Source organism: Pseudoalteromonas sp. US3C1004, from assembly GCF_048401065.1.
Classification (GTDB): Bacteria; Pseudomonadota; Gammaproteobacteria; order Enterobacterales; family Alteromonadaceae; genus Pseudoalteromonas; species Pseudoalteromonas undina.
The window spans coordinates 1,017,997-1,038,383 of record NZ_CP183073.1 but is presented as its reverse complement, the minus strand read 5'-3'; the positions used below and the strand labels follow the sequence as shown (position 1 = coordinate 1,038,383).

Sequence of the window (20,387 nt, the reverse complement as noted above, 5' to 3'; positions counted from 1 at the left end):
AAAGGAGCGGCTATTGAAATTTGAAAATAACTACGGCAGTTATAGCTTGCGCGTTGAAGGTAATATAGTTATTGGGCAGTTTAAAGGTAACTTAAACCCTCAGTTATTAAATCATTTTAAAGCCGCTTTATTAAATACCATTGAACCGTTTAAGCATTTGCCTTGGGGTTATATTAGCCACTCTCCCGAAGTGATCGCTGCTACCCCCGATGCTGAAAAAAACATGATAGATGTAAGCCAAACAATGGGGATTAATAACTGTTTGATCAGTGCGTTTGTCCTCACCTCGCCTATTGCTATAAGGCAATTGCAGCGGATTATGCACAGCTCTGGCCGTGATGCTCATTTACAAGAGTGCTTGTTTGATGATTTTCAAAGCGCCAAAAAATTTGTAATTAAGCAGCTAGCCCTAGCCGAGTCAGGTTGTTAACTGGCTAGGACTCATACTTTATTAATTTTTATAAAACTGACTGTCTTTGGTAATAGTAATTGCAGGATCTTCTTGCGAAGTGATCACAAAACTCAGCTTGCTCACTTTGCGTGCTAAGTCGTAACCGTCTGCGGTCACCGTTACCGGCACACTTTTCATCAGCCCAGGCTCTACTAATATAGCATTTGGGCTTTGCAATGTAGCCCCCTCTAAACCGCTAATTGAAATTGAATAATGCAGCGGTTGTTGAGTTTTATTGATAATAGTGAGCGTGTAAGGATTTTCAACTAAGCCTTCGTAATTTACCCGGTACAATGCGTTTCTATCTCTAAGTACTGAGGCTTCTATAGGGGTACGTTGTAACATCCATGCAAACATAGATAAAATTAATAGCGCAGTTAACGCCCCATAGCCTACAAGTTTAAGCCTAAATGGATTCGTTTTTTGCCCTGCCATTTGCTTTTCACTGGCGTATTTAATTAAGCCTTTTTCGTAGCCAAACTTATCCATGGTGTCATCACAAGCGTCAATACATAAACCACAGTTAATACATTCATATTGCAAGCCATTGCGAATATCAATCCCTGCAGGGCATACTTCCACACATAAGTTACAGTCTACGCAATCACCTAAATTAAGCGCTTTAGGATCCGCTTTGCGTTTACGTGGGCCGCGATTTTCACCCCGCTCACTATCGTAAGTAACCACCAGCGTGTCTTTATCAAACATCACCGATTGAAAGCGCGAATACGGACACGCCACAGTACACATTTTTTCACGTAAAAAGCCCGCATTTCCATAAGTACAAAACGCAAATAAAAATACCCAAAAACTAGTGATCCCAGACCACTCTAAATTTAACATTTCGAGATACAAGGTTTTAGCGGGGATAAAATACGTTAAAAATGAGGTCGCCGTGAGTATCGAAATAACCAGCCAAGCACTGTGCTTAGTGATTTTTTTTCGCCATTTGGTAATATCCCACGGGCTTTTATCAAGCTTAATACGCTGGTTACGCGTACCCTCTATACGTTGCTCAACCCAAGAAAACATTAACATCCAAATGGTTTGTGGGCAGGTATAACCACACCATACTCTGCCAAGCCAGTTGGTAACAAAAAATAGGGCAAACGCTCCCACCATAAACAGCATGGCTAAAATCATAAAGTCTTGAGGGAGCAAGGTAAGGCCAAAAATAGTAAATTTTTGGGTGGCCACATCCAATAAAACCGCTTGCTGGCCGTTATATTGAACCCACGGAATGGCAATAAAACTCAGCATTAACAACCAGCCTAAATTGCGACGTATACGTTGAAAAAAACCTTTTTGCTCGCGTATATAAATTGGCCCCTCTTCTTTATAGGGCTTTATGATCATGTCTTCTTCTTTAATATCAAACTTCATGTTACTTACTTCATAGTGACGGGTATTAAGCAAGCATTTGCAACTTTCAGACCATACTGAAAGTTAAACTAAAGCGTTGATATTAAATGACTTTAAAAATAAAACCGAACTATAATATCGCGATATTTAGCGGTTATCGCGATATATCACGAATTAACTCTGGCGACGCAGTCCTAATTTTTGCATTTTTGAGCGTAAGGTGCTCTCTGGTAAGCCCAACTTATTTGCCGCGCCTTGTTCACCTGCAATTTTCCAATTACACAGTGCTAATACGCTGCTTATATGCTGTTTTTGTGCTTCATCAAGTGTAAGCGTTGGGTTTATGGCGTTATCATCGCCCGCTTTGAGCGGCTGACTTAACTGTAATGTAAAGTGTTTAGATAAAATAGCTTCTCGTTCAAGTACATTTTGCAGCTCTCTAATGTTACCTGGCCAGTCATAGGCTTGTAATTGCCTGATCGCTTTTGTACTTAACCCTTGCAATTGCTTACCTAAGCGCTTGTTTATTTGTGCAATTAAGTTTTGACACAAGTAAGGAATGTCTTCTTTTCGTTCTTTAAGTGCTGGCACATGAATAGGAAATACATTTAAACGGTAATATAAGTCCATTCTAAACTGCCCTGCTTGTACCATTTCCCACAAGTTACGGTTGGTTGCAGCAATGATGCGAATATCAACCTTTAGGGTTTGACTACCGCCAACGCGTTCAAATTCACGCTCTTGTAATACCCTTAATAGCTTACTTTGGGACTCTAACGGCAGCTCTGCGACTTCATCTAAAAATAAGGTGCCGTGATCGGCAAGTTCAAAACGTCCTTTACGACGCTCGTTAGCGCCAGTAAATGAGCCCCTTTCATGCCCAAAAAGTTCTGACTCTAATAAACTTGGAGTGAATGCCGCACAATTTACTTTTATAAATGCTTGTTCGTTGCGTTTACTGAGACGGTGTAAGTTACGCGCTACCAACTCTTTGCCAGTGCCATTTTCACCAAGAATGAGTACGGTGCTGTCGGTTTCACTCACTAACTGTATTTGATCTAACATGCGTTGGAATACAGCGCTGTGGCCAACCAGTCCTGAATCTTGCCAATCCTCATTAAGCTCGGCAATAAGGTAATCATTCTCATCTTTTAGCTGCTCGCTTAGGTGCTTTACTTGAGCTAACGCTTCGTGCAACTGAGTTTGCGTTTGCTGTTGTGCTGATATATCGCGAAATACTGCTACAGCACCAATGAGCTGGTTATTTTTATAAACGGGAGTGGAGGTGTACTCAACGGCAAAGGCACTGCCATCTTTGCGCCAAAATACTTCGTTTTTTACTTCGCGGCGTTTGCCATCAAACATAGTGCAATAAATTTGGCACTCATCGGCAGGGTAAGGGGAGCCATCGGCATGGCTATGATGATGATATTGGTGTATTTTTTTTCCTAATAATTCATCGGCCGTCCACCCAGTCATTCGCTCTGCAGCTGGGTTTACAAATACCGCATTGCCGGATAAATCAAATCCGTATATGCCCTCACCCACCGCATTAAGCAATAAGGTAGGATCGTTTAAAAAGTTTTTTATCATAATACAACCTCGCGAAATATCGCGAGCATTATGCCAATTTTATCCTGCTTTAGCACTTAATAATGGCTAAATAACGCCTTAATATTTATTTTGGCTTCTAAACGCGCTGCAATTAAATATAAGCCAGCTAATTTACGATGAATAAACAATGCATCCACAGGAGGGGTATGCCACTGCTGCGACTGTGCGCTTAACTGTAATCCGGCATCTTTGATGTTGCTAGCAAGCTCACTGTTTTTAAAATCAAACTCACCATTATAGCGAAGTGGCTCGCAAGCCATTAAAAATAAATCAATTACTCTTTCTTTATAGTCATCTTTTAGAGCGTCTTTAAAATAGCCAATAGCAGTGGCAGCATTGAGCACGCCTTCACGATCATTATTACTGCCAGCTTTAAACAGGGCTAAATAAGCATCACTAAGAGTAGCCGTAATTTCTCGGGTGGCACCAAAATCAAATAACACAATTTTTTGTGACTCTGGTTGGTAATGGTAATTAGCAAAGTTAGGGTCGGTTTGAATTAACTTAAACTCAAACATTTCTTTAAAAAACAAATCAATTAGTTGCTCTGCAACATGACTTCGCTCAGCAGCGGATAGATCACAAATGCCTTCTATAGGTTTGGCATCAACATACTCCATTGTAAGTACCTGCGCAGTGCTGTGCTCTACATACACACTAGGCACTTTAAAGTGGGGGTTAGTCGATAATAAGTTTTTATAGCGTGCTAAATACTGTGCTTCTAGGGTGTAATCAGCCTCAGCTAGTAACTGCGCTTTCGCTTCTTCAACTAAGAGTTTTATATCCAATTCTTTAGGTAATAATCGCGATAAAGTAAGTAAAGTGATCACATTATCTACGTCGCTTACCACACTTTTAGCAATACCTGGGTATTGAATTTTAACCGCTAATTGAGCACCATTTTCTATATAAGCTAAATGAACCTGCCCAATTGATGCAGCTGCAAACGGTCTTAGCTCAATATGAGAAAAACGCGATAACCAGTCATCTCCCCATTGCTCTTTTAGCACGCTCACTAATTGCTTATGTGGCATTGGGTTGGCATCGGCACGCAACAAAGACAGTAACTGCGCAAGCTCTGGAGTTAATAAGTCGCCAGCATCCATTGAAAGTAACTGCCCAAGCTTCATTGCCGCACCGCGAAGATGCGACAGCTGAATAGCTAAGTTTTCAATATTTTTCGGCTGGAGTAATAAGCTCTTATTATCCCAGCCTTTACCACTAAGCGCACTTTTGGCACCGCCCACTAACATATTTGTGGCAACGCCGGTGGCTAATGAGCCTAACTTTGCAAATCGTGAAAGTCGAGAGGTGGGAACGGATCGCTCATTAGCCATAATTAACCTAATCTATTAATAATAAGGTCAATTAATACGTTTTATTACGCTTGTTGGATCTAAATTATAACCGAGGTACTAGTTTAATCGCGCCTTCGACTACTTTTAAATCTAAGGGTAAATTACTTAACAGTGCCATTTTAGGGTCGTTCATATTTAACTTATAAACAGGGTTAACCGCTAAAAATGCATTCATGACATCCATCGCCTCGTTATCCAGCACTTCTAAATTACCTTTAAAACCCCCTGCATCGATACTTGAATCGCGTAACTTAACATTACGTAAAAATACGGCTTTTTTCTCGCTATCATAAAAAGGCGTGCCTTGTATTTGTAACTTTAAACGCACAGGATACTTTAATGCAAAGGCATTAATCTCGGCGCTCGAATCAGCACCTAATAAAACATAATCACTGTTGTCGGGACCAATATTAACGCTTAAATCATTTACATCAAACTGCACAGGTAAGCCCATCAGGCTAACTTTTTCACTTAATTTAGGTAACTCTTTATTTAGTAACGACTCAACCTCTGAATTTGTAAATGAATAAACCGAAATACCCTGAGTACTGTTACAAGCAGTTAAGAATAATAGTGAAATAAAAACAAAAATTTTCATGCAAAACCCTATTCATTAATCGTATTGGCAGTAAGTAGCCATAATAAAAAACCGCTTTAATAGCGGTTTTTTTTATTTTAGTTGATAAAAGTCATTGCGCTTAATTTACAGCAAAAATAACTTTTAACCTTGCTAGTGTGTCAGTTGTGACTGAACCTTCGCTGAGTGCTATTAATTGCTTTAAATAATAGTTTAAATCAGCGTGGTCACCACGGTGCTTGTCATCTAGCATTGCCACTTGCTCAACCATTCTTTGCGCTGAGCCATGCGAACTCACGTTGGCTAGTATTTCCATACGGGTTAGCAACTGCTCGATACTTAATGACGTTTTTACCACACCAGTATACTGACTTGGCACTGGTTCATTATTCTCAAGCGCAACAAATAATGCGTTTAAGTTAGCTTGTTCGTTTTTGGCAGCTAATCCGGTTAGCTTTTCATCTATAGCTGACAATAAAGCGGATACTTTAGGCGTTAACGATTTAAATGGCATATACCCTTTAACTTTGGTTTGCAGATCAAGTAATTGGGCTTTACCTTCAACACTATTTAAAGCCGCTTCGAGCTCATTTAGTTCGGCTGTTGCTAGCTTATCTGATTCACCTTGCTCGCGTTTTTGCTGCTCAAACTCTTCGCTGCGTTTAGTGAATGTTGCATCATTAAACTCACGAAATTTTTGCCATAGTGCATTCTCAGCTTTTAAGCCTGCAAACCCTATACTCTGCCATTGTTGCTGTAACTGCTTTAACTGCTGACACGCCTCTGCTAGGTTTTCACTTTGAGATAGCTGTTGCGCTTGCTCAACGAGCTCATTTTTAAGTGCGGCATTGCCTTTATGAAACGCATTAAGTGAAGATACAACTAGCTGCTGTTCTGCCTTATAACGCTCGTTTAAAATTCGGTATGTTTTAGGATCAACTTTACCTACACTACGCCATGCTTTTTGTAATCGGTTGTAGTGGCTTTCAAATTGTTTCCAATCTAAATCAGCATCCTCTGTCGCTTGTAAATGCAGTGCATGCATTTGCGCTATTAGTTGCTCACGCTCTACTTTAGCCGCTTCACGCTGGATTTCTTGCTCTGCGAAATAACTACGACAAGGTGCGAACAATAGCTCAATTTTTTCATCAAACTCATTTCCTTGCTGCTTTTCTTGCTCTGTATCAAGGCGACCTAGTTCATTCCAACGCTTACGCAATACTTTAACTTGGTCAGCACGCTGTTGCGGATCGTTACAAGGCTCATCAACTAGCAGTGTTACTTCTTCTAAAAGTGCAGTGCGTTTAGGAGCCGCTGCATACTTTTGCCAATCTTTAGCATCAGCTAGCTGCGCTTCTAGGTCAGCTTTTAAGTTAACCAGCGGCTGTTGGTATTTCTCAGTTAGGGCATTAAATAGCTCTTCGAAGCCTTTAAATACACCAAATGCAACATTAAAACGCCCTTCTTCAATTAAACGTTTAACATCACGCGCTTTTCGCTTAGCTTGGCTTTGAGTTTTTTCTAGCGGCTTAGTAAGTTCGCTCATTGAAGCTAAGAACTGCTTCTTATGCGCATTAAGCTGAGTTTTGAATGACGCTTGTAAATCAGCGCTAAGTAAATTTAAGTGGCTGCGTGCAGTTTTAAAGGTATTATTGAATGCTGTTAACTGTTGATCGTAATCGCTAAGTTGCTCTGCAGGTTTTATTTCACTAAGCGCATTGTAGGCAATTTTATATTCTTTAATCGCCGCAGTTAGCTCAGGCAACTTAGCAACTTGTGAGAATAATTGCTCAAGCTTATTAATCACTTGTTTTGATTGCTGATCAGCCACCAGTTCAGTTTTATCTAGCGTGTCTTTCGCTTGCGCTACTTTTGCATTAAGCCAGTCTTGCTGAATTTGCTCTGGCGTTTCTAACCCTAACTGTAATGCATTCTCAATTTCTTCACTTAATGCTTCTAACGTAGCTAACGCTAACACTTGGCGCTGTTGCTGAGCTAAACGTTGCTGCTCTACTTCGTGCTGCGCTTTTAGTATGGCAATGTGGGCATCAAGCTTATCGGTAATTGAAATATACTTAGCATCAAGAGTTTTTACATGTTCTTCACTTAGCCATTTTAATTCTAGAGCTTGCCATTGTGCCATGAGCTCTGCGGCTTGTGGGTCAACAATGGCGTAGTCGTGTTTATCACGCAATGCATTAAGCTTGGCTAAAATAACACGGGTTGCGTTTTCAACTTGCGATGGCATTTCAAGTGCTAAACGCTCGTTTTCAAGATGACTTTCAAGCGCTACTTTAGCTTCACCTTGAGCATGCTTTAACAAAGCTTTAGTTAACTGCTGAGTAATCACTAAATCAACTAACTGCTTTTGCAGCTCTTCATTGGCTTCTTTAAAGGCTTTTTCAATCAGTTTAGGGTTTGCTAGGCGTTTTAATAGCTTAACTCTCACTTGCAGTTCTTTTTCTGCAAATGCTAGTTTTTCAAGGGTTTTAATCGGTGCAAAGCGTTCAATATACTCATTTTTAATCTGTGCCGATAAGCTACTTTCACTGTTTAATACAGCAGACGAAATTTGTTGCTCAGCCACATCTTTTAATGCCTGATCTTGCTTGTAAGCTTTCCACCAAAGCGGTAAATCGTTTACTTTTTGCAGTGCTTTACGACGAATTTCAGCCGATGAGTCTTCAAGCGCTAAGGTGCTTAAAATTGTTACGTCGCGTGCTACATCAAGTTTTTCAATCGCATCTAAACGAACTTGTTGCTTCGGGTGTTTCCATTTTGGTGTAAAAAGGTGTTTAAAGATCATTTTCACTGAACCTAGCTATTTCGTTATCTGATTTAAATTCTTTTTGTAGTTGCGCTTTGGTTTTTTGGATCATTTCTCCATCTGCACCAATGGTAAACTGCTCGTTTGATTGTGCTACTTTTGCTTGATACAACATCACAAGTTGCACTGTTTGTTGTTTTTGTTCATCTGATAAAGGTGTGCCATCTGGCCACTTTCCTGTTGATGCACCATATTGTAGGCGCTCAAATAATTCTGGAGTAATATTCTGTACTAAGTTGTCAATATTCATGTCATTTTTTCTTTTTCAGAGTCACTAAAATAATACGGTTAATAAGGTACCAAATACAGCCAATGCCTATAGCTGAGGTATACGCATACCACTGAAGTGTTTTTTCTTGAGGTTGTAGGAAGTACAAACAAAAGAAGCCACCTAAAAATAAGATCAGCGCTAAAAAGGAGTGGTTCATAAACATTTGCTGCTTTTTAATTCGCTGCTCACGTTGAAGTTGTTGAACTTGCTCGGCATTTAATTCAGCAACGTTACTTTGGCAATGTGGACACTGCGGATGTTTATCTGAAATTGATTTTGCACATTTGGGGCAACGAATAATCGCCATACATCTCTCTCCATACTACGCATAAAAAAAGCGCCTTTCGGCGCTTTTCATTGTACTTGTTTTATTGCTCTTTGTCTTTTTTGAATTTAACCCAATAGTTCATATTAGGTTATTAGGGTCTGTTTATTCAGCGTCTTTTGATTGCTTTTCAAGGCGCTTTTCCCAGAAGGTAGCATTTTTAATCCCTAACTTAACGGGATCAAATATGATTTTTCCACCTTTTTTCTTTTGTTCTTCATAATCGCTCAAACATGATAAGGCCGGTTTAGCGACAAAGAAAATGGCTAATATACCCAATATGTTGATCCACGCCATTAAGCCAACGCCTATGTCGCCAATAGTCCATATATAACCGGAACTGTTAACCATGCCGTAGGCTACCATAAACATAATCATAAGTTTTACCACTACAAGCGGAATACTTCCTTTAAAGTAGCGATTTAAGTACGCGATATTAGTCTCAGCAATGAAGTAATAAGCAAGTATAGTGGTAAAAGCAAAGAAGAATAAAGCGATACCTACAAACGCTTCTCCAAAGCTACCAAATACACTAAACAACGCCATTTGGGTAAAGGCTGCTGACCCCACTTCAGTTGCCGCATCAACATTTTGTATAATGAATTGACCCGCAGGTAATTCACCAACAATGTTGTATTGCTGCGTTATTAAAATCATTAATGCAGTTGCTGTACAAACAAAAAGTGTATCAACATAAACAGAAAAAGCTTGAACTAGACCTTGCTGTGCAGGGTGATCAACTTCTGCCGCGGCCGCAGCATGAGGACCTGTACCTTGACCGGCTTCATTAGAATAGATACCACGCTTAACACCCCAAGCAATTGCAGCACCAAAGCCTGCTTGGGCTGTAAATGCATCACCAATAATAAGCGAGAAAATGCCTGGTACTTTGTCTATATTTAAAAAGACGATAATTAAGGCCAATACGATGTAACCAAGCGCCATAAATGGCACTACAATTTGCGTAAAATTAGCAATGCGCTTTATACCACCAAAAATAATAAACGCTAAAACAATTAGAATAATGGCCAATGCAACGAGTTTAAAACTGCCTACGTCACCAAAAGTTGTAGACACCATAGTGCCATCACCAAATACTTGAGTGAATGCATTACCTACAGCGTTTGCTTGTACGCCCGGCAGAAAAACCCCACAGGCTATAATTGCCGACACAGCAAATAAAACAGCCAGCCACTTTTGTCCTAAACAACGGTCAAAATAATAGGCTGGACCACCGCGGTATTGGCCGTCTTCTTCTAATTTATAAATTTGACCTAATGTTGATTCTGCGTATGCAGTGCTTGCACCTAAAAAAGCAACAACCCACATCCAAAAGATAGCGCCAGGGCCACCAAAACCAATTGCGGCAGCAACACCGGCAATATTACCAACCCCTACTCGACCAGACAATGAAACAGCAAGAGCTTGAAAAGATGAGATCCCTTTTTCTGAGGTGTTGGGGCTAAATAATAGCTTACACATTTCTTTAAAATGTCTAACTTGAGCAAATCGAGTTAGTACGGAGTAAAATAAGCCTGCGCCTAGGCATAAATAGATGAGTGCATTACTCCAAACAACATCATTAACGGCGCTTACAAAAGCTTCCATGAACATCCTCACAGTTATATTTATTATTATTAATTACCATACTCTGCTACTCAGAATACCTGTCATAAGCTTTACGAAATAAGGGGTTAATCTTTTTCGTCTTTCTTATTGTTCAATCGATATTAACTTAAGTACCCAACCTTGTTAACAGTTAATTTTCAAAACAACTTATTGTTTATTTATATTGAGCCTGCTAAGACAACGTTTAACTAAGTGGGAATGGATTAAAATTATAGGTTATTAAATCTGTCGAGAAGGTGTATTGAAACGTTTTAGTGTGATGGTGGGAAATGATTTTTATTTTTTGATACGGCCGGTTTAGCCTAAAATAAAAAGGGCATCAAAATTATTGATACCCTTTAAAACAAGCGTTTTATCTTAAGTTGTCTACAACATTAACAATGGCTGCTAAGGTATCTTGACCAAATTGATATGAACGACGATCTGACCAGCCGTAATCTGGATCAGGTAAGTCATTATTATCTTTAAATGGCATTTCAACGGTGTAAGTAAGCGCTTTAAATTCTTCAGCGGTCGCTGATGAACCTACTGTTAAATTAGCTTGACCTGGTTCGTCTTTATCGTAGCCATGCGTATCTTGAAACTCTGGAGTAATAGTTAAAAGCGCGGCTTTAAAGCTGTCTTCAAGGCCTTTTAGGCGTGCATCATAACTTGGTATGCCTTCACTACCGGCAACAAAGTTATATGGAATGGCTTCATCCCCGTGAATGTCAAGGTGCATATCTAAGCCTGCTTCTCGCATTTTATTAAGCACTAAGTAAACTTCAGGACTATTTTCCATGCTTGGTGTTTGCCATTCACGGTTTAAGTTAACCCCTTTAGCATTAGTACGTAAGTGACCACGTGCACTGCCATCTGGATTCATATTTGGCACTACATAGAATACCGCTTTTGATAGTAAGGCTGCTGCATGTGGGTCTTCATCGTCAAGCAGCTTGTGTAATAAGCCTTCTACAAACCACTCTGCCATAGTTTCACCTGGGTGTTGGCGAGCCGTGACCCAGATGATTTTTTTATCTGCACTTGGCTGACCAATTTTAAGCACGCTCATATCACGGCCATCAAGGGTTTGACCTAGCGTCTCTAACTGACAAAGCTCTTGGCTTTGTGCCCATGATAATAAGTCTAAATGGCGGTCGTAGCTGTAAGGAGCAAAATAGGCAAAGTAAACGCTGCTACACTCAGGCTCAAGCTCAAATGTTAGTGTGCCATTTTCATACGAAGACGGTACACGAAACCATGTTTGACGGTCGTATGAGGCAACAGCTTGGTAGTCTACCCAACCATCTGGGTATGCAGACTTATCAAGATTATTAATATTTAACTGATGTAATTGATAAGGCGTTGTTTCAAGACGAAAGTGAAACCACTGATAAAACTCAGACTGATGATCTTTATTAATTTCTAACTGAATATTTAACGGATCGGTGGCTTCAATAACTTTAATATTACCACTGTCAAAATTGCTACTGATTTTCATTACAACAAACCTATTAGTTAACTGTGTGTCTTGACCAAAGGATTTAGCCAAGAGGTAAGTACGTGTTAATGCACTTTAAACGGCTATTACTACGTACTCAATTTAATAAAGCGTACCATAACCACTACACTTTAAAAATCTTCAGACCTAAAAAAGCCAGCAAGTGCTGGCTTTTTTTAATTGCTCAAGTGTTTATCGAGGTAAACTTGGGAATGAGACTTCTGCCATATCGCGCATACAGCGAACTACCTGACAGCTATAACCAAACTCATTGTCGTACCATACGTAAAGTACAACACGGTTTTCATCTACAATCGTTGCTTGAGAATCAACAACACCTGCGTAACGGCTACCCACTAAATCGGTAGACACGATTTCAGTTGATGCTGTGTAATCGATTTGATCACGTAGGTCTGAGTGAAGTGCTGTTTCACGTAAAAACGCATTAAGTTCTTCAACCGTCGTGCTCTTTTCAAGATTCAAGTTTAAGATAGCTAACGATACGTTTGGTGTAGGTACACGAATTGCGTTACCTGTTAGTTTACCTTCAAGCTCTGGTAATGCTTTAGATACCGCTTTAGCTGCACCTGTTTCAGTGATAACCATGTTTAATGCCGCAGCACGACCACGACGTTCTGCTTTGTGGTAGTTATCAATTAAGTTTTGGTCATTAGTGTATGAGTGAACTGTTTCAACGTGACCATTCTTAATACCAAACTGATCGTTTAATGCTTTCAATGTTGGTGTTATTGCATTAGTTGTACAACTTGCAGCACATACAATTTTATCTTCAGGTAAAATATCTTGGTTATTTACACCGTAAACGATATTTTTAATGTTGCCCTTAGCTGGCGCTGTTAATAATACTTTTGCAGCACCTTTAGATTCTAAGTGTTGACCAAGGCCAGCTTCATCTTTCCAAATACCTGTGTTATCAACAACAAGTGCGTTTTCGATACCGTAGGCACTGTAATCAACTTCGCTTGGCGAATTAGCGTAGATAACTTGAATGTAGCTACCATTAGCTTTAATAGCATTACGTTCTTTATCAATGGTAATTGAACCATTAAACGGGCCATGGATAGAATCACGACGCAATAAGCTTGCACGTTTTTCTAAATCGCCGTCTTTACCACCACGCACAACAATAGCGCGTAGGTTTAAGTCGGCGTATGGGCCTGACTTTTCAATTAACAAACGTGCTAATAAGCGACCGATACGACCAAAGCCGTAAAGTACTACGTCACGTGGCGCTTTAGGCTCAGAATTAACAATTTCAGCTAGCTCGTCTTTAACGAACTCTTCTACTGAACGGCCATTCGCAGCCTCTGTGTATAAATAGCTGTATGCTAATTTACCAATATCGATACGGGCAGAATTTAATTCCATTTTGCTGATAGCTTCTAAGAATGGGAAGCTTTCACGTAGGCGAAGTTTAGTTCCTTCAAACTGGGCTACTGATTTGTGAGACTTAATAATATCAATAGTGCTTGAGTTTACTAATGGACGGCCGTAAACAGCGATTTCAATACCACGATTACGGTACAATTTACCAATAATTGGTTGCATGCTTTCAGCGTAATCTTGACGTTCTTGCCAGCTACTTGTGTATTCTAACTCGTGAGATGAGGTCATTTTTTTTACCTAATTAAACAATTTTGAACGGATAGCCTAAGAATGTATCGAATTTTGAGAGCAACACATTCCTTCGGGCAGGCCTATTCTAATTTAATCTCATTTTATTCTCTACTGTTAGAGACTAAAGTTTAGGCTAGAATAATATTATATGAGGGTCTGTTGACCTTTGCGGATTAAAATTTGTTCAAACTAGGGGCAATTTAATCGCGGCGCGAGGTTTGTAAGCTAGTGGGCTAAGTCAAAACCGAGCAACAAAGAGTAAATCGCCCCTAGGCAGAACCCTTCGGGCAGCGCCTGTTTGGCATTGATGCTGCGTTATCGCCTATTTATGGGGAATAACCACACCACATAGGCTCTGCCTTGCCTCAATACCAAACAGACTGCTGCAAATTCAACCTTGAAAGGTCAACAGACCCTAATAAATTGAGAGACTCGGATGGCTTTTAAGCACATAACCCTCACTTTTGCATTGTTGCTTGCAGGATGTGAAGAATCTTTTACCGTGGAAGATATTTGTGTGCAATCACCAGCCATGTGCAATGATCTTAACCAAGATGGCCACTGTAAAGCACAACGAGAACATACAATCTTTTATCGCTACCTCGAATCCTTACAACCAACCGATGAGAACAAATATCAACTACTCAAAGCGTTTGAGCATTACAACCAATGTATTGACTTAGCCGCTAATATTCAGCATATAAAACTAAAAGGTAAAACTACCGCCCGTCGACGAGCATATCTCACCAGTAATAGAGAAATGGCACGTATTTATCAGCAAACACAAGCAACCACTCACCCCGGCCTACTCTATTACCATTGGTCAAGAAACAATGATGAAACGGCACTCACCCGGCTACTTGCTCTAGAAAATACCCCCGAGGTGGAAACGAGTGCTGAAATGCAATTTTATTTAGCGTCTTATTACATTAAAGTTGATGAGCAAAAAGCAATTGATTTTTTATACAACACATTGGCATTAAATCAAGCTAAGCAAATACCTGATCCAGAAATATACACCTCTTTAATTAGCCTTTTCTATAAGCACCACCAATATAAGCACGCGTACATTTTTGCCAAAATAGCAGAGCTCTCTGGTATAAAAAATATCGATATATTATTAATTGAGCAGCAATTAATAGCACAAGAAAAGAATTTAGACAGTTTAGATGCCCTCGCCGAGCAAACATTACACCAAATAAACCAAGGAAAATTTATTTCTCCCCGGAAATAATACAACAGATACAAAAAAGGCAGCTTGCGCTGCCTTTTTGTTTATTTTTTGCTTGTGCCTACTTCGACACGGGTCTTTAACTTTTGCCCCGGCCTAAAAGTAACTACGCGACGCGCTGAAATTGGAATATCTTCTCCCGTTTTCGGATTACGTCCCGGTCTTTCTTTCTTATCTCGAAGATCAAAGTTACCAAATCCAGAGAGCTTAATCTGCTCGCCTTTTTCAAGCGCTGAGCGGATTTCTTCAAAAAACGCTTCAACTAAATCTTTGGCATCTTTTTTATTGATCCCGAGCTTTTCAAATAGGTGTTCAGCTATGTCGGCTTTAGTAAGCGCCATATCTAGTCCCTCAACGATGCATTAAACTGTTCGGCCAGTGCGGCCACCACGTTATCAACTACCTGATTGATATCTTTCTCTTCGAGTGTTCTATCAACCGCCTGCAGTGTTAGAGCAATCGCCAAACTCTTATAATTTGGCTCAATACCTTTGCCCTTATACACATCGAATAAGTTTAGGTCAACCAATTGATTTCCGCCAACTTTTCCGATGACGTTTAAAATATCACCAATTTTAACGCTGTCTTGTACTAAAATCGCGATGTCGCGGCGATTTGATGGGAATTTAGACACCCCTACAGCTTGAGGTAAATTTCTTTTTTCTAATGCCGACATTTCAATTTCAAACACAAAAGTAGCATTGTTGATATCTAACGATTTTTGCGCTTGAGGATGTAATGCACCAAAGAAACCTACTTTTTTACCATCAACATAAATAACGGCAGACTGGCCAGGGTGAAGACCATCCGATTGCTCAGCTTTAATTTCAAAGCGGCTAACATCGTTGGTAATTGCAAGTAATGCTTCAACATCCCCTTTTAGGTCATAAAAATCAACGTTACGTTTTTCTTCAACCCAATGCTCACCATGAACCAAACCAGTAATAACGCCACCAATAACAGGCACTTGGTATACACCATTTTCAGCATTTTCATCACTGATAAACTTAAGGCCGTGTTCAAATAAGCGAATACGAGGTTGTTGGCGGTTTTGGTTATACGCAACAGATGAAAGCAACCCTGGCATTAAACTTACACGCATCGCTGACATTTCAATTGAAATTGGGTGCGGCAATACCAATGCATTACACTCAGGGTGTAAAATAGCTTGCGCTTTAGGGTCAACAAAACTGTAAGTAATGGCTTCTTGATAGCCACGTGTTACTAAGGCATTACGAAAACGGCTCAGGGCAACAGTTGACTCATCATGCGTGGTCATTTTCAGTTTTGCAGTTGGTGCAACATTAGGAATGCTGTTATAACCGTATACACGTGCAACTTCTTCAATTAAATCTTCTTCGATACGAATATCAAAACGGTAGCTTGGTACATCAGCACTCCAGCTATCATTGTCAAATTTAACATCAAGTCCTAAACGCGTCAGAATATCGGTTACTTTCGTATCTTCAATATGATGACCAATAACGCGGTCTAAACGTGAACGACGTAAACGTACTTCAGTTACCTTTGGTAACTTATCAGCAGCCACAGCTTCAACAACAGGACCCGCTTCACCACCAACAATTTCAAGCAGTAACGCTGTAGCGCGCTCCATTGCATCATGTTGTAGAGCAAAGTCTACACCACGCTCATAGCGATGAGATGCATCGGTGTGTAAACCGTAGCTACGTGCTTGACCAGCAATGGCAACAGGGTTAAAGAATGCGCTTTCTAACAGAATATCAGCTGTTTTTTCAGTAACGCCAGATTGCTCACCACCAAAAATACCAGCAATGGCTAGCGCTTTATGATGATCGGCAATCACTAATGTCGATTCATTTAACTTTGCAGTGTTACCATCAAGTAAAACTAATTCTTCACCTGCGTTTGCACTACGTACTTTAATTCCACCCTCAATAGCATTTAAATCAAATGCATGCATTGGGTGACCAAGCTCTAATAACACAAAGTTAGTCACATCAACTACCGGGTCGATTGAACGCACACCACTGCGGCGTAGCTTTTCAACCATCCATAGAGGTGTTTCAGCATTAAGGTTAATGCCTTTGATAACACGCCCTAAATAACGAGGACAAGCTTCATCGTTAACCAACTCTATTGATACTTTATCTTCAATTGTCGGTGCTACCGCTGGAATACTTAATGTATTAACATCAATGCTGTTCAGTACGCCAACTTCACGAGCAAGGCCTTTAATACCTAAACAGTCACCACGGTTAGGGGTTAAATCTACATCTATGATGTTGTCATCTAACCCTAAGTATTCGCGTAAATCTGTGCCAATCGGCGCGTCAAGCGGCAATTCCATAATGCCATCGCCTTCTTCGCTAATGCCTAGCTCATCAAACGCACACAACATGCCGTGTGATGGTTGACCACGAAGTTTGGCCTTTTTAATTTTAAAATCACCTGGTAATACTGCACCAACAGTGGCAACAGCAACTTTAATACCTTGGCGGCAATTTGGTGCACCACAAACAATATCAAGCAGTTCATCACCACCAACATTAATTTTTGTTACACGTAGTTTATCTGCATCAGGGTGCTGGCCACATTCAACCACCTCACCTACAACAACACCATTAAATTTGGCTGCTGCCGGCTCTACGCCATCTACTTCTAAACCAGCCATTGAAAGCTGTTCCGAAAGAGCTTGCGTATCAATTGCAGGATTTACCCACTCTCTTAACCACTTTTCACTAAATTTCATTTTATTTCTTCACTCTTAACGGAACTGGTTTAGGAATTTTAAGTCGTTTTCGAAAAACGCACGTAAATCGTTTACGCCGTAACGCAACATAGTTAAGCGCTCTACACCCATACCAAAGGCAAAACCGGTGTATTTTTCAGGATCGATACCAACAGACTTAAGTACGTTAGGGTGAACCATGCCACAGCCTAATACTTCTAACCATTTACCATCTTTACCCATTACATCAACTTCGGCTGAGGGCTCTGTAAATGGGAAGAATGAAGGACGGAAACGAATTTCCATATCTTCTTCAAAAAAGTTACGTAAGAAGTCATGTAAAATACCTTTGAGCTCAGTAAAGCTAACGTCCGTATCGACCATTAAACCTTCCACCTGATGGAACATAGGTGTATGTGTTTGGTCGTAGTCATTACGATATACACGCCCTGGTGAAATTATACGAAGCGGCGGCTGCTCTGTTTCCATGGTACGAATTTGCACACCACTAGTTTGAGTACGCAACACCAACTTAGGATTAAAGTAAAAGGTATCGTGGTCGGCGCGAGCAGGATGGTGCTCAGGAATATTTAGCGCATCAAAGTTATGAAAATCATCTTCAACTTCAGGGCCTGATTTAACTTCAAAGCCTAGTTCACCAAAAAAGCTTTCAATACGCTCAATTGTACGTGTTACAGGGTGAAGGCCACCAGAAGGCATAACGCGCCCTGGTAAAGTTACATCGATAGTTTCAGCAGCTAGTTTTTCTTCAAGTACTTTACTCGCTAACAGCTCACGCTTGTCATTAATTGCGCTTTGCACATCTTGCTTAGCTTGATTGATTACCTGGCCTGCTTCTTTGCGTTCTTCAGGAGCAATTTTACCCAGTGTTTTAAGTAAGCTGGTGATCTCGCCTTTTTTACCAAGGTAGTTAACCCTGATCTCTTCTAGTTGCGCGATTTCACTGGCACTGGCAACTGCCTCAAGTGCTTGCGCTAATATATTTTCTAAGTTCATTCGATACCTGATCTTTCAAAGAAGGTGATTACAATTTAGTTAGCTAATGATAACTGAAAGCGGGGTCTAGATTCTAGACCTACTACAGCTTTAGCGTTGATTTTATGAAAGGAATAGTTAATTTTCGCTGTGCGGCCATGGATGCGTGATCTAATTTGTCTAATACATCCAATAATGCGCGCATATCACGACTTAAACGGGTTAATAAAAACCGCGCGCATTCGTCACTCAGTTCAAGACCGCGCATGTTTGCCCGCTTTACTAGCGCTTGTGCTTTATCATCATCACTCATAGAGCGAATTTGAAAGGTGGTACCCCACTTCAAGCGTGATTCTAAATCAGGCAAGCTAATATTAAGCATATTTGGCAGTAAATCAGCAGTTACTACCAACATTTTATTAGGCTCATTAAAGCGGTTGAAGAAATTAAATAACGCTTTTTCCCATGCATCATTACCCGCCACTAAGTGAACATCATCAATACATAATACATCTAGCGCCTCAAGACCATCTAAAACCATCGGGCCAAAATGTAAAACTTCTCGCATTGATAGCAGCATATTCGATAAGCCGCTCTCCTGGGCTTGAATACAGGTGGCGTATAACAAATGGGATTTACCTGAGTCTCCTAAGCCACACAAATAAGTATACTGAAAAGCTTGAGATAGCTTAGAAAAGCTATCTTTAAGGTGGTTAACCTCTAATGAGTCTTCTCCCCCAAAATAAGAGGCAAATGTTTCATCATCCGGTAAAGTAACCGGTAGCGCCATTTGCATTGGCTCTTGAGTTAGCATTAGTTTTCAACCCATTGATACTCTAGGCTTTGCTTATCAACTATGTGATAAAAAGCACGGGGGTCGACATAATCTTTAAAGGCATTATCAAGACCAAGGGCTTTTTTAAGATCGTTTACAGTGCCGGTATGATCTAGCTTAAATTCAACAGAATCGGGAGTTTTACGTATAATAACCGCTTGGGTGACAACACTTAGGTTGAGTAGACGGCGCTTTGCCAACTCTATATCCACAAAATTATCTGTCCCTTTTAAGGTCAAATTGGCAGTACGTTGCTCATAATACGCATTCGGATCGATCGCATATTCGCCAGCTAAACCTTGCGCTAAATCATCAATCATTTGCGCAACAATTTGCTGTCTATAGCCAATAATTCGGTTAGATTCAAACATTTCGTCATTAGTAAAACGCCAATCTAATACCCAATTATCGGAGTTAAACTCTTGATACATTCTAGCAGTAATACTGCGCTCAGCACTGTAACGTTTAGATGCCTCTTCTACTGGTTCAGAAAAGTTTCCCCAAACCTCAGGGACACCAACAAGGCGTCTATCTTGTAAATCAAGCAAAGGTACAACGACAGGTAATCCACGACGGCTTGCCTTATCATAAATTAGCTGCTCTAACTGTGGGTAACTTTCTTGAGTTACTAACTCTCGTTGCCTGTTATCTTCAATCCCTAACCAGATTGCAACCAGTGGTCGTTGCATTCCCCATAATGGCAAATTAAGCTCTTTGATTAGTGCATCGATTTTTCGTGCTTCAAACTTAACTAATAATTTAAGCTCTCCGGGGATACGCTCATCATATTCAAATTTCAGCATATAATCGGATATATCTTTAGTGCGTTGCTTAGCGACTCGATTTTCATCTGCGCTTTTGTCACCACTCACTTTTACTAATACGTTAAGCAACGCTTTGCGGCTAGCGTCTAAACGAGTATCACGAGATTTATCTTCTACGACCAAAATATCTTGATATAGATCAGTTACTTCAACTGCTGATACAGAAACACAAAAGAAAATGGATAAGGCGCTAATTAATAATCTATACACAGGCAAATCATTCATGGTTTTAAACTGTTTTGATCCTAAATCAAAGCCA

17 protein-coding genes are annotated in these 20,387 nt (G+C 40.2%); 2 read left to right on the top strand and 15 right to left on the bottom strand.

The features are described from left to right. Positions 1-13 precede the first annotated feature (13 nt). Positions 14-430 (top strand): hypothetical protein, encoded by a 417-nt coding sequence (locus tag ACNSN3_RS04860; RefSeq protein ID WP_418608669.1) that lies wholly within the window; start codon positions 14-16, stop codon positions 428-430. A 21-nt stretch (positions 431-451) separates the two neighbouring features. Here ACNSN3_RS04860 and ccoG read toward each other — a convergent pair whose 3' ends face one another. From ccoG to ACNSN3_RS04810, 10 genes are all read right to left on the bottom strand, one after another. Beyond that, positions 452-1,834: a cytochrome c oxidase accessory protein CcoG gene (gene ccoG / locus ACNSN3_RS04855; RefSeq protein WP_418608668.1), complete on the bottom strand. Its 1,383-nt coding sequence runs from the start codon at positions 1,832-1,834 to the stop codon at positions 452-454. 153 nt (positions 1,835-1,987) lie between these two features. Continuing rightward, positions 1,988-3,406: a sigma-54 interaction domain-containing protein gene (locus ACNSN3_RS04850; protein WP_418608667.1), complete on the bottom strand. Its 1,419-nt coding sequence runs from the start codon at positions 3,404-3,406 to the stop codon at positions 1,988-1,990. 56 nt (positions 3,407-3,462) lie between these two features. Beyond that, positions 3,463-4,764 (bottom strand): ABC1 kinase family protein, encoded by a 1,302-nt coding sequence (locus ACNSN3_RS04845; protein WP_418608666.1) that lies wholly within the window; start codon positions 4,762-4,764, stop codon positions 3,463-3,465. A 64-nt stretch (positions 4,765-4,828) separates the two neighbouring features. After that, a complete protein-coding gene (locus ACNSN3_RS04840) occupies positions 4,829-5,383 on the bottom strand; it encodes a DUF1439 domain-containing protein (protein WP_010392868.1) in 555 nt (184 codons plus the stop codon). 100 nt (positions 5,384-5,483) lie between these two features. Further along, entirely contained in the window at positions 5,484-8,168 is a 2,685-nt protein-coding gene (locus ACNSN3_RS04835; protein ID WP_418608665.1) for a DUF349 domain-containing protein, read from the bottom strand. After that, positions 8,158-8,439 carry a YeaC family protein gene (locus ACNSN3_RS04830; RefSeq protein ID WP_008114080.1) on the bottom strand — a complete coding sequence of 94 codons (282 nt, stop codon included), beginning with the start codon at positions 8,437-8,439 and terminating at the stop codon, positions 8,158-8,160. Before ACNSN3_RS04830 ends, ACNSN3_RS04835 begins: the two co-directional genes overlap by 11 nt. A 1-nt stretch (position 8,440) precedes the next feature. Next, on the bottom strand, positions 8,441-8,767 hold the full coding sequence (locus tag ACNSN3_RS04825; protein WP_008114079.1) for a hypothetical protein: 327 nt from the start codon (positions 8,765-8,767) through the stop codon (positions 8,441-8,443). 123 nt (positions 8,768-8,890) lie between these two features. After that, positions 8,891-10,393: an alanine/glycine:cation symporter family protein gene (locus tag ACNSN3_RS04820; RefSeq protein WP_010392877.1), complete on the bottom strand. Its 1,503-nt coding sequence runs from the start codon at positions 10,391-10,393 to the stop codon at positions 8,891-8,893. A 373-nt stretch (positions 10,394-10,766) separates the two neighbouring features. Continuing rightward, a complete protein-coding gene (locus tag ACNSN3_RS04815; protein WP_054200633.1) occupies positions 10,767-11,894 on the bottom strand; it encodes a M14 family metallopeptidase in 1,128 nt (375 codons plus the stop codon). A gap of 192 nt (positions 11,895-12,086) precedes the next feature. Continuing rightward, complete coding sequence (locus ACNSN3_RS04810; protein ID WP_418608663.1) at positions 12,087-13,529, bottom strand: glyceraldehyde-3-phosphate dehydrogenase; 1,443 nt, start codon at positions 13,527-13,529, stop codon at positions 12,087-12,089. A gap of 439 nt (positions 13,530-13,968) precedes the next feature. Here ACNSN3_RS04810 and ACNSN3_RS04805 point away from each other — a divergent pair, with 439 nt between their 5' ends. Continuing rightward, positions 13,969-14,766, top strand: a complete 798-nt coding sequence (locus tag ACNSN3_RS04805; protein ID WP_418608662.1) for a DUF2989 domain-containing protein — start codon at positions 13,969-13,971, stop codon at positions 14,764-14,766. 41 nt (positions 14,767-14,807) lie between these two features. Here the strand turns inward: ACNSN3_RS04805 and ihfA are convergent, their stop codons facing one another. The 5 genes from ihfA to ACNSN3_RS04780 all read right to left on the bottom strand — a co-directional run bounded on the left by ihfA (position 14,808) and on the right by ACNSN3_RS04780 (position 20,338). Further along, complete coding sequence (gene ihfA, locus ACNSN3_RS04800) at positions 14,808-15,104, bottom strand: integration host factor subunit alpha (protein ID WP_008114070.1); 297 nt, start codon at positions 15,102-15,104, stop codon at positions 14,808-14,810. A gap of 2 nt (positions 15,105-15,106) precedes the next feature. Further along, complete coding sequence (gene pheT / locus ACNSN3_RS04795) at positions 15,107-17,494, bottom strand: phenylalanine--tRNA ligase subunit beta (RefSeq protein WP_418608661.1); 2,388 nt, start codon at positions 17,492-17,494, stop codon at positions 15,107-15,109. Positions 17,495-17,509: 15 nt separating this feature from the next. Beyond that, entirely contained in the window at positions 17,510-18,490 is a 981-nt protein-coding gene (gene pheS, locus ACNSN3_RS04790) for a phenylalanine--tRNA ligase subunit alpha (RefSeq protein ID WP_418608660.1), read from the bottom strand. A gap of 82 nt (positions 18,491-18,572) precedes the next feature. Further along, on the bottom strand, positions 18,573-19,283 hold the full coding sequence (gene hda, locus ACNSN3_RS04785) for a DnaA regulatory inactivator Hda (protein ID WP_175573822.1): 711 nt from the start codon (positions 19,281-19,283) through the stop codon (positions 18,573-18,575). Next, complete coding sequence (locus ACNSN3_RS04780; protein WP_054201186.1) at positions 19,283-20,338, bottom strand: DUF2066 domain-containing protein; 1,056 nt, start codon at positions 20,336-20,338, stop codon at positions 19,283-19,285. The genes hda and ACNSN3_RS04780 overlap by 1 nt, the downstream gene beginning before the upstream one ends. Between the last annotated feature and the right edge of the window lie 49 nt (positions 20,339-20,387).